This window comes from Flavobacterium sp., assembly GCF_043722275.1.
Lineage (GTDB): Bacteria > Bacteroidota > Bacteroidia > Flavobacteriales > Flavobacteriaceae > Flavobacterium.
Genome location: NZ_JAYSPC010000134.1, coordinates 24,181 through 36,670, shown reverse-complemented (window position 1 = coordinate 36,670; position 12,490 = coordinate 24,181). Strand labels below are relative to the sequence as shown.

Sequence of the window (12,490 nt, the reverse complement as noted above, 5' to 3'; positions counted from 1 at the left end):
TTGGTAGTTAGTTTTGTTGTTTTAATGGCGTGAGCGTAACAGGACCCAATAAACCTGACGGAGTAAGATTCCATTTTGTGGCGTCGAATTTTTTATAATCTTTATCGACCATATTTATTTCATAAAAAATCTTCCATTCTTCGCCTTTTAATTCCTTGTCCCGAATTCTGTTTGCCGAAAGATTTGTCACCTGAATTTTTAAGATATTCTTTCCTGATTTTAGTTTTCCAATGTTTAATTGATAAGGAACTGACCACGTTGTACCAATAAACTCATCATTCAGCCAGACTTTTGCGCTTTCGCGGACATCTCCCAGATTCAGATTCCAATGTTCTGTTGTCGCATTTGGTTTCTCAAATTCTAACGTATAAGTCGCAGTTCCTGAAAAAGCGGCTGCTTCAGGACTTAAATTTGTCCATGATTCCAAGGTAGAAGTTGTCGCACTTTTTGGTAATTCCGGACCGCCTTTATCAAAAGTGATATTCCATTTTCCTTTTAAAGGAATAGCTTCAGCAAGAGGTTCGTAATACTTCCAATTTTTTTGTGAAGCAAAATTTTCAGTTTTTAGAAAGTAAGATTGTCCCGGTTCAATTTTCAGTTTAACTGATGTTGTATTAGCATTTTTAGTCACAATTGCATTCCCGAATTCTCTGGTTAACGGATCAAAAATCACGACTTCTTTATTGCCAATTTGCAACGGAACAAATGCATCGATTGTTTTAGGAGTATGATTCACCAGATAATATATTTTTTCGCCGTCAATAGTTCTTCGGGTAAATTTTAAACCTGTCGAAACAAGAGTTTCAGGAAATATTTGAGCATTTTCCAGAGCTTTGAAAATATCAGAGGATGGTTTAACTAAATCTTTATTTTGTGCTAATATCGATTGAAGTTTTTGTTCCTGTTTTTTATAGTCATAATAACCCGGAACAGATTCCGGTAAACCTTGAAAAATAATGGAACCGCCAGCTTTTTGCAACTCGATTAATTTTTGCAAAGTAGCAAGTGGCATTTTTTTACAATACGGAATTATCAGCGATTTAAAACTACCGCCGGGCAAAATAATTTTTCCGTTTACGACTTTTGCTTCGGCAATAAAATTATCCGATATAAAATCTACGCCATATCCTTTATTCATTAAACTTTTGGTTGTATCATAAAATGAGGTTCCGTACAGCCATTCTGATAGAGAATGTATTTTGAACTGTACAAACAAATTCCCTTTTAAATATTTATCCCATGTATCATAAACAGGCCAATAAAGCAGGATTTCATTATCAGATTTACCTTGTTGTAACAACGACTGGCAATTGGCAATATAAGAGAAAAGGGCAGGAGCGTCTTCCCAAATACTATTATTGGTATTGAAATTTACTGCCGCATAAAATTGCCATCCAGGCCATGCAGCCCTTGTTGGCGAATAAGTAGAACCATGTAAAAAAACGTGATTGACACCGTTTAACATCAAATCCTCAACCTCAGGTTTGCATTGTGATAATGCCGTTTTAAAATGTTCCCTTAACCATGTAAAAGTCTCAGATGAAACCAGATTTTTTCCTGAAATATGTGCCGCAGACGACGAGAATTTCAGCATTACAGGATCAGCGTCACCTTCGCGAATGTCCTCTTTCTCTCGTCTGAAACCCGGAATATCAAATGGCATTGAACCAAAAGTTTCGCATTCAGGAATATCCGCAGAAGCGTACAAATCGATCAGGTTTCCCGGCGATCCATGCGCCTGAAGTTTCGTTTTAAAGTTTTTAGAATTTGCCCATTTTGTCCACGATTTATCAAATTGATTCAAAAGTAAATCGGCGATGGTTTCCCGGTAATCACTTCGAATTCTGTTACCAATTTCATTATCGGTTTCATTCAGTAAAAGCGGTAATTCTTTTTTAAGGTCATAACCTCGTAAAGTGTTGAATTCCTCAAAAAAATCAGGCGTAAAATCAGTTCCGTAAACCTCAAAACTATCATTAAAAATAGCCCGAATTTTACCTTCACGACCTTTAAAAGCAGTATTAAAAGGAACTACATAAGCATTTAAGGCTTCCTGAGAATAATGATCTAATGTATATCCTTTTCCTCCGGGAGCAGCACGTTTTACCTGTTGACCCGTTTTTCCGCTAAACACCGCATAAATCGTATAATTGGTTTTATTGGCTTTCCAGTTCAGTTTATTGGGTTCGGTTATATTGGGTAATGCAACGTGATTTCCTTCAATTCCTTTATCCTTAGAATTTATCTTATTTTTTTTTAATTGATCTGTCAAATTCACATAGGAGCCATCGCTTCCATACCCTACAACGTATAAAAGTTCAGCCGGAGTTTTTTCCTTAGTGCTGTCAAGAACAATATTTCTATTGATTGTTTCATTTTTTTTAAGCGAATATTTTTCTACAATCAGTTTTGTAGCGGCGTTTTGTAGCGTAACATGAGAACCACCGTAAGGCCAGCCGGTTCCTAAAACCATATCGACCTGCATGTTTAAACTGTCAGCAACATGAATTGTATAATCCAGCATTTCCATCCATTTTGGCGACAAATAATCGATAAAATTATTCTCTTCGCCTTTCACCCCGTAAATTGGCGTAATTTCAACACCGCCAATTCCGGCTCTATGAAAATCGATCAGGCTTTTTTTAAGGTTGGGTTTGTCAACAGCGCTTCCCATCCACCACCAGCGCGTCCAGGGTTGATTGATATTAGTAGATTTTGGCCACGGAGAAATCGCCTCTTGTGCAAATGAACTAAAAGCACAAGAAAAAAATAAGGAAATAAAAAAGATCAATTTAGTTTGTTTCATTATAGTATTCACAGGTTTTAGTTGTTACTAATTAATCACTTCTTGCATTTTATTTATCTCAAAAAAACTAACACATAAAAACAGATTTAGATGGAAAAAACAGGATAGAAACTCATTTCTTCCAGATACCAAATTATGTATAATTAATTACAAGTGAAACGCCTTTTTCAAGATTATAAATCTATCCCGAAGCTTCGGTACTATGTGTTGAAAAAAGCACACAAGTTTTCTTTCGATAGAGTAAAAGTATAAGTAGTCCTTTAAAATGCTATCCTGTAGCATCCTGTTTTATAAACTATATTAAAAATAAAATAATTATCAAATATGCGTTATTACTTATTAATTCATATATTTTTATATAAATATATAAGAAATACTAAAAAATATTTTACTAATTTTTCCAATATGATATTTACTGTTTTCGCAATGATTTAGGGTTTGTAAATCAAGCAGTTGTGCGGATTTTATGTTAAAATAAATGTAAAAAATAGTATAAGCTATTGAAATCTAACAGGATACTACAGGATACTGTGACAACTACTTCTGGATAAATTTGGAATAACTATTAAACTAACCAAAATTTAACTTTTATGAAAAACAAACTTAATCTTCTGCTGATTATGGCCTTTTTTGCATTACTGAATGCAGCAGGTTATGCACAAGAAAAAACGGTTACAGGAACAGTTACTGATCCGGCGAAACTCTCTATACCGGGAGTCAACGTAATTGTTAAAGGAACTAATAGAGGAGCCAGTACAGATTTTGACGGAAAATTTACAATCAAAGCTTCTGAAGGAGAAACACTTGTATTTTCATTCGTAGGATTTATAAAAAAAGAAATAAAAATAGGTGCTGCAAACTCTTATAATGTTTCTTTAGATTCCGAAAGTGCCAACTTAAATGAAGTTGTCGTAATTGGTTACGGAACTCAGAAGAAAAAATTAACCACGGGCGCAATTTCCGGAATTAAAACAGAAAATTTTACCGAAAGACCTATTTCAAGAATCGATCAGGGTTTAATTGGGCAAGTTGCCGGAGTTCGTGTAAAACAAACTACAGGATTACCGGGACAGCCTTTTAGTATCGAAATAAGAGGAGCGGGATCGATTACGGCAGGAAATGAACCACTTTATGTTGTTGATGGATTCCCTATTTATACCGAAGGATCAAACAGCAACGGAGCATTTTCAAGCGGAAGCCCATTAGACAATATGAACCCAAATGATGTTGCTTCGATTGAAGTTTTGAAAGATGCAGCAGCAGCTTCAATTTATGGATCAAGAGCCTCAAACGGAGTAGTTTTAATTACCACCAAAAAAGGAAAAAAAGGAAAACCAAAATTTACTTTTAATACCTACGGTGGTGTTAATAAAGAAGCCAACAGAGTCGATATGTTATCATCACAAGGATGGATTGACAGAGCAAAAACCATGATCGATTCACAATGGGTAGGATCTGGAATTGCAGGAGCATCGGCAAGTCAAAATACTGCTCAAAGAATTGCCGCTTATAATACAAAAAATCCAACCGCACCGCTTAATACCGCAAATACCAGATATTACACTTATTTGTATGATGATAGATGGGATATGCCAGGACATCCGGGATTAGATTATATTGACTGGCAGGATAAAGTTTTCCGTACAGGAGAATTTAATAATTATCAATTATCAGCTTCAGGAGCTACAGATGTCGTGAATTATTACGTATCTGCTAATTATCAAAAAAATACAGGATACATAATTGGAACCGATTATACTTTGTTTTCGGCAAGAGCAAATGTTGATGTAAAATTATCAGAAAGCTTTAAAATGGGAATCAATATCGCGCCTTCCTATTCGATTAAAAATGATCCGGGAGTTGAAGGAAAAGACAATACTTTGTTCAAAGCTCTTACGGCAACACCGGTTTTTGAAAGCGCATCAAATGCAGCCGGAGAAAAATATACCACAAGATATGCGTGGGGAAGCAGCACAACAAACATGTTGAATGCATTGGCAAGAACAGGAAAAAACTCGATGTACAGAACTTTGATTTCGACATATGCCAGTTATCAGTTTGCTACAGGATTTACATGGAAAAGTACTTTAAACTTTGATAACTCAGACAATACAAACGAAAGTTATACGCCAAACGATGTTCAGGCAAGTATTAGAGGAGCATATAATACGTACAGAAGACAAAATTTAGTAAACGAAAATACGCTGAACTGGGACAAATCATTCGGAAATCATAATATCAATGTGCTTTTAGGACAGTCTTTCAGTTCGTATGAAATCATGAGATCAACCTTGTCTTCGGGCGCACTTTACAACAGTTCAACAGTTGAAACATTGCCAACAGGATCACTTGGTTCTACAAATGCTGAAAAAAGTACTTTACTTTCATATTTTGCCAGATTACAATATAATTACAAAGAAAAATACATACTATCTGCAAGTGTGAGACGTGATGGTTCTTCAAAATTTGGATCTGATAAACAATGGGGAGTTTTCCCGTCAGTTTCATTAGGATGGAGAATTAAACAAGAAGAATTCCTGAAAAATGTCGACTGGCTTACTGAATTAAAATTAAGAGCAAGCGGCGGACTTAACGGAAGCAACAATATTGGCAGTTATGCATCTTACGCAACACTTGCCACTTACAATTATTCTATTGGCGGAGCAGCAGCAATTGGGCAAGGCGCATCATCAATTGCAAATCCATCATTACACTGGGAAGAATCACGAAGTGTTGATTTAGGTTTGGATTTTGGAATCATCAAAAACCGACTTTCAGGAACATTTGAAGTGTACAGAAAAAACAATAGTGAATTACTTTTAAGAGTTCCAATTGTAGGCGCAACCGGATTTACAAGTTATTTGACGAATGTGGGAGAAGTACAAAATCAGGGATGGGAATTTGAATTGAGTTCTTTAAATGTTAAAACACCAAGTTTTGAATGGAGAACATCAGCAAATATCAGTCATAACGAAAACAAAGTTTTGGCATTAGGACCAGATCAGTCAAAAATTGAAATCAGCAATGCGTATGACGGAGGGGTTCCTTTTGTAAAATTAGAAGTTGGAAAACCAATGTATACCATCTTTGGATTAAAACAAAATGGCGTAGTTAGCCAGGCAGATATTGATACGGGCGGAACAACAATAGGAGGAAATAAACTGGTTTTAGGAGATCCGAGATATATCGATCAAAACGGCGATAAAAAAATAAACTCAGACGATCGTGTTGATTTGGGTAATCCAACTCCAAAATATACGTGGGGAATCACTAACACTTTCAAATACAAAGACATTGATTTGAATGTATTAGTTCAGGGACAAAATGGCGGAACTGTTTACGGATTAACCGGTAGAGCAATTGACCGTACCGGAATGGGATCTGTAGAAAATTCTCTAAATGTAGATCCAGCCGTAAGAGGAAACTGGAGAACATCATTTGGATATCAGGCAAATTCAGATTGGTTGTACAAATCAGATTATGTAAGTATCAGAAATATTACAATAGGATATAATCTAAGACAAGCGATTAAAGGCTTAAGCCGAATTGACAATATGAGATTGTATGTAACGGGTGAAAACTGGTTTTACTGGAACAAATATAAAGTAGGTTTTAATCCCGAAGCAGTAAATACATCAGCAAGTTCAAACAGCGATTTTTCTGTGCCGGTAGATTATGGAGGAGCACCTCTTGCAAAATCTTTAGTGATAGGACTTAACATTAATTTTAATTAAAATAAAATGAAAAAATATATTTATTTACTCGCAGTACTATTTGCATTTACATCTTGCAATGATGAGTTAGAACAATTGCCTTTGTCACAAGGAACAATTGAAAATTTCTATGCGACACCGGGAGATTTTGTTCAGGCTCGAAATGCAACATATTCAGTAGCTTTTCACGGAATGGGAACTTACGGATATGCAAACAGAGTGTTGAATTTAAGCGAAGTACGATCAGATAATTTGCTCGCAACAACAGAAGCTTCAAGAGATTGGGAAGGAATTAATAGTTTTTACACCAATATAAGTTCTAATACATTTGTAAAAGAAGCTTATATCAGTAATTATAATGCCATTAATAAAGCCAATCAATTACTGGAGAAAATAGCCGAAAAAGGAGATCAGATTTTTACCAATCCTGCTGAAAAAGATGCAATCGCAGCCGAAGCACATTTTTTAAGAGCATTTTGTTACTTTGATTTAGTAAGATGGTTTGGCAGAGTTCCGTTAATTGATAAAACAATGACAGCAACCGAAGCCGCAAAAATACCAAGAACTCCCGTTGTTGATGTTTATAAATTGATAATTTCAGACCTGGAACAGGCAATTCCCAATCTTGCGTCATTCTATGATACAGCAAATTACGGACGAGTTTCTAAATACGGAGCAAAAGCATTATTAGGTTTGGTTTACATGACACGTTCAAGCCCAACTTACGGAATCGACGGCGCAACTCTTGGTTTAAACGAATGGGACAAAGCGTACCAACAATTAAACGATATCAAACTAAGCGGATTATATAAATTTGGAACAGATTATGATGCCATTTTCAAAGTCGAAGGAAATGCAAACCTTGAAAATGTACTAACTATTCCATACACACAAAGTTTACCATTAGCAGTTGGAGGAAATTTTATGGTAGAATTGGGTTACGAACCCTATTTTGCATCCGTAAATTTATCAGCACAAGGAGCCTTAGAAGCAAAACCAATTTCGACGGGATTTTTAAGCTTATTTGCTGCAACTGATAAAAGAAAAATATTCGGAATTGCGACAAGTTATACAGTGGCAACAGGAACATATAAAGGAAGTTATACATTACCGGTTTTCAAAAAATACATAGATGCCACAAGATACGGAAACGGTCGTGAAGACTGGGGAGTAGATTTTATGGTAACACGCTACACAGATGTATTAATGATGATGGCCGAATGCACACTTCACGGTGGCGGAGGTTCACAAGCCGAAGTTGATGATATTGTAAACAAAGTAAGAACGAGAGCAGGAGTTCCGGCAAATGCTGCAAACATAAACTTAGATCAATTATTTGAAGAAAGAAGAAAAGAATTTTTCTCAGAAGGAACAAGATGGTTTGATTTAATTAGATCAGGAAAAGCCGTAACCATCATGAATGCATGGAAAGCTGCGGAAGATACAGGAGGAAAAATAAGAGCAATTGAAAATAATTCATTGTTATATCCAATTCCGCTATCAGAAATTTTAGCCGTTCCCGGACTTTACGATCAAAATCCGGGTTACGATTAATTATTGGTAATTTTATTTTTTGTTTTTAGAAGAAGCTGTCTTTTCAGACAGCTTTTTGTAGTTTTTCAAATTCAGAATAAACAGGAAAGCACAGGATGCTTTTACCGTTTAACTTTTTTAAATTTAAAGTTTTAGTAACCGTTGTCTTTATTTAAAAAAAGTTCAATTAAACACATAGAAAACAGAGAACTGGCTTTGCGCATTTTAAATAAGTGAAACGCCTTTTTTTAGCTAAAAAATCTATATTTCTATGTGTTAAAAATTGCACCCAACCGGGTTTTAGTATTTAAAAATATTCCAAATGATATACTTAAAAAGACTTCTTTTATTTTTATTTGTTTTAGGAAGAATAACTTCCATAGCTGCACAAATAAAATTGCCCGCATTAGTCGCTGATAATATGGTTTTACAGCAAAATGCAAAAGTGAATTTATGGGGATGGGCATCTCCAAACGAAAAAATAACCATTAATTTAGGATGGGAAAACATTCCCGTTGAAGTTATTGCTGATGTTAATGGAAACTGGAAAACAGCCGTAAACACGCCAAACGGAAGTGATAAAGCATATGAAATTTCAATAAATGCTTCAAACAATATCACCTTAAGAAATATCTTAATTGGTGAAGTTTGGCTTTGTTCCGGTCAGTCGAATATGTTTTTTCCTGTGGGAAGAGAAGATAAAACATGGAAAACCGGAGTAAAAAATTACGAAGAAGAAGTCAAAAATGCCTCTTTCCCCAATATCAGATTATTTACAGTTGCCCTAAATGCATCACAAAGTCCGCTGGAAGATGTTACCGGAAACTGGAAAGTATGCACGCCCGAAAGTATTCAGACATTTTCTGCCGTTGCTTATTTCTTCGGTAGAGATTTATATCAGAAATTAAACGTCCCAATCGGATTAATATCAACGTCATGGGGAGGAACAAAAGCAGAAGCGTGGACAGCACAAAGCATTTTAGAAGAAGATGTTGCCTTTTTACCGATTTTACAAGAAGATGCAAAAAACGAAAAATTACATCAGGAAAAATTAGAAGCATATTATCTAAACCTCACAAACGAACGAATTGCAAGTGCCGAAAATGCGCCAAAAGGACAATTAAAAAAGCCCAAAAAAGAACCCAATAAAACATCCTGTGTTTTGTACAACGCTATGTTGCACCCAATAGTAAATTACACCATAAAAGGCGTAATCTGGTATCAGGGCGAAAGCAATTCAGGAAAAGCCTTTTTATACAGAACATTATTTCCCGCAATGGTAAAAAGCTGGAGACAAGAATGGAAGCAAGGCGATTTTCCTTTTTACTACGTTCAGATTACGCCTAATAAAGGACAAAATCCAGACATTCGGGAAGCACAATTAATGTCACTAAAAACAATCCCAAACAGCGGAATGGTCGTAACAACAGATGTTGGTGATGCGCAAAACATTCACCCAATTGAGAAACAAACCGTAGGTTACAGATTATCTTTAATTGCCCGCGCTAAAACCTACGGAGAAAATAAACTCGTGTATTCAGGACCCATTTTTAATCATATGAAAGTCAAAAAACAAAAAGCACAATTGTTTTTTGATTACGCCGATTCAGGTTTTCAGAAAAAAGGAGAAACACTAAAAGAATTTGAAATTGCAGGAAACGACCAGATATTCTATCCCGCCGAAGCCAAAATTGATGGGAAAACAATTATAGTTTCTTCGTCAAAAGTAAAAGAACCAGTTGCGGTTCGGTTTGCATGGAAAGCCGTTCCCGAACCTAATTTATTTAACAACGATAATTTACCGGCTTCGCCTTTTAGAACAGATGATTGGGTCGCGAATCCGGAGAAAAAATAAGTTTTAAATACGTTGCGATTTATTTTTTTTTCACGCAGAGTTTATACACAATCTTGTCATTCGACGAAGGAGAATCCCAAGCGGAATTCGACAAAGATTGGCGATGTTGATTGCGGAGTTACTTGATGAGTCTCTATGTGTTGAAAATATTTTTTCACGCAGATTAAGCAGATTTTAATTTAATCTTTTTAATCCTTTTAATCGGTGGCAAAAAAGCGCAAGCTATGTTAAAGAAAATAGTTTCTTATTAATATTCTTTTTACACATAGAAAAAAATCTATGTCCCGATAGCTATCGGGACTATGTGTTGAAAATATTTTCACGCAGAGTTTTACACAATCTTGTCGTTTCGACGAAGGAGAAATCACACTCGGGAGTCAAAGATTGACGATTTTGATAAAGAAAATCTATGTTTCTATGCGTTAAAAATATTTTCACGCAGATTTGGCAGATTGAGCAGATTTTTATTTTAATCTTTTTTAATCTTTCTAATCAGAGGCAAAAAAAAGCATGCTAAAACTTTAAGAAAATTAAGTACAATAAAATGAACAGAAGACAATTTATAATCGGAAATTCACTTGCAGCTCTGGCGTTGTGTCTTCCTTTTTCCGTTAAGGGAAATATCTTTATGGATGATCCCAAGTTATCTGATTTCGAAAAAAGACTTCGACCAGTTGGACGTGCATTAGAATTTGAAGATTATTATGTTTGGTGCAACAGCCCAATAGAAGGTCCCGACGGAAAAATTCACGTGTTTTTTTCAAGATGGCTAAAAGCAAAAGGAATGAGCGGATGGATCAACAGTTCAGAGATTGCCCACGCCGTCGCTAATAATCCCGAAGGACCGTTTGAATATATCAGCACAATTTTAGCACCCAGAGGTGAAGGTTTTTGGGATGCAACAACCTGCCATAATCCCAGTATTCATTTTGTAGATGGAAAATACGCCCTATTTTTTATGGGAAATTCAAACGGAAAAATGAATACAAAACGAATTGGTTTAGCGACTTCAGATACACTTTACGGACCGTGGGAAAGACCGGACCAACCCTTATTATTGCCCGGAAAAGAAGGTTCATGGGATGATCTTTTAACCACAAATCCGTCGTTTTTAAAACATCCAAACGGCGAATATTGGCTTTACTATAAATCATTGGATACAGAAAATTATGAACATCCAAAATTTCCCGTAAAAGGCAATAGAAAATACGGATTAGCAATCGCAAAATCACTCCACGGACCTTATGAAAAATACGAGCATAATCCCGTAATTGATTTCTCAAAACTAGGAGATAACAAACAATGTGAAGACGCTTTTGTATGGTACGAAAACAAGAAATTCAAAATGTTGGCGAGAGATATGGGCGTTTTCGGGATCGATTATGGCTTGTATATGGATTCTGACGACGGCAAACATTGGAGTAATCCTCAAATTGCCTATCAGCCCTTAAATAAATACATTAATCAACCCGAAGCACCAAAACATTTAAACAGATACGGACGAGTCGAACGTCCGCAATTATTGTTTCAAAACGGAAAACCGACCTATTTATTCACCGCTTCGCAAGGTGGAAAATATGAAACAGCTTCGGCATTTATTTTTAAAATAGTTTAAAAGGTGTAAAGGTTCAGAGGGACAAAGGTGCAGAGGTTCAAAGGAACAAAGCAACAAAGCAACAAAGGGGGCAAAGCTATGTAAATTCAAACAAGTGAAACGCCTTTTAAGATTTCTATAAACTATGTCTCTATGTGTTTAAAAAAAACACTCAACAAAAAAAATATTTAAAATAATGGAAAATAATAACACAATCAGAAATGCTTTTACAATGAAATTAAAGCCAGGTTTTGAAACCGAATACAAAATTCGGCACGACCAAATCTGGGCGGAATTGCAAACATTACTTTCGGAAAGCGGCATACAAGATTATAGTATATTTTTAGATGAACAAACTTTAACGCTTTTCGCGATCCAAAAGGTAAGTAAAGAATTTGACACTAATCTGTTGCCAAATCATCCAATTGTAAAAAAATGGTGGAATTACATGGCAGATATTATGGAAACAAATCCGGATAATTCGCCCGTAGCAAACCCGTTAAAAGAAGTTTTTCATTTAGATTAAACCCGAGCGATAGCGAACAGACGAAATAAATCACACTGGAAAGTCGGTAAAAATTGGCGATTTAGCATGCGGAGTTTCAAGTGCGATCCCAATGTCATTGAGTTAAGATTTTTTAAATTATAATTTCTCGCAAAGTTTAGTTTGAATTGCCTCCAGCTTTAGCTGGAGTTTATATAAAATCAATCTGAGTGGCTTTAGCCAAAAACGTGATTTGGCTAAAGCCATCCTATTGTGCCTATTAAACACCTCCAGCTGAAGCTGGAGGCTAGTCAATAAAATAAACATTTTAAAAACGTGGAAACACTTTGCCTGAAATTGTTTGGTCATAATGATCTTAAAAAAGCTTAACTCAATGACATTGGGTACGATCCTTCCAGCTTTAGCATGACAAGATGATTGTATTGAAAAAAAGAAAATAACCACACAGTTTTGTTCATTTTGAAGAATGAGACCCGGGCGATAG

General features: G+C 35.6%; 6 protein-coding genes. 5 read left to right on the top strand and 1 reads right to left on the bottom strand.

Annotated elements, in window-relative coordinates; translation table 11 throughout:
* Window positions 1-7: 7 nt before the first annotated feature.
* Complete coding sequence (locus ACHZDT_RS16475; RefSeq protein ID WP_394775717.1) at window positions 8-2,806, bottom strand: glycosyl hydrolase; 2,799 nt, start codon at window positions 2,804-2,806, stop codon at window positions 8-10.
* A gap of 590 nt (window positions 2,807-3,396) precedes the next feature.
* Here ACHZDT_RS16475 and ACHZDT_RS16470 point away from each other — a divergent pair.
* The 5 genes from ACHZDT_RS16470 to rhaM all read left to right on the top strand — a co-directional run bounded on the left by ACHZDT_RS16470 (window position 3,397) and on the right by rhaM (window position 12,027).
* Window positions 3,397-6,540 (top strand): SusC/RagA family TonB-linked outer membrane protein, encoded by a 3,144-nt coding sequence (locus tag ACHZDT_RS16470; RefSeq protein WP_394775716.1) that lies wholly within the window; start codon window positions 3,397-3,399, stop codon window positions 6,538-6,540.
* A gap of 6 nt (window positions 6,541-6,546) precedes the next feature.
* Window positions 6,547-8,073, top strand: a complete 1,527-nt coding sequence (locus ACHZDT_RS16465) for a RagB/SusD family nutrient uptake outer membrane protein (RefSeq protein WP_394775715.1) — start codon at window positions 6,547-6,549, stop codon at window positions 8,071-8,073.
* Between the two features lie 301 nt (window positions 8,074-8,374).
* Window positions 8,375-9,907, top strand: coding sequence for a sialate O-acetylesterase (locus tag ACHZDT_RS16460; RefSeq protein WP_394775713.1), 1,533 nt, complete (start codon window positions 8,375-8,377; stop codon window positions 9,905-9,907).
* Between the two features lie 544 nt (window positions 9,908-10,451).
* Window positions 10,452-11,522: a glycoside hydrolase family protein gene (locus ACHZDT_RS16455; protein ID WP_394775712.1), complete on the top strand. Its 1,071-nt coding sequence runs from the start codon at window positions 10,452-10,454 to the stop codon at window positions 11,520-11,522.
* Window positions 11,523-11,697: 175 nt separating this feature from the next.
* Window positions 11,698-12,027 (top strand): L-rhamnose mutarotase, encoded by a 330-nt coding sequence (rhaM, locus tag ACHZDT_RS16450; RefSeq protein ID WP_394775711.1) that lies wholly within the window; start codon window positions 11,698-11,700, stop codon window positions 12,025-12,027.
* The last annotated feature ends 463 nt before the right edge of the window (window positions 12,028-12,490 follow it).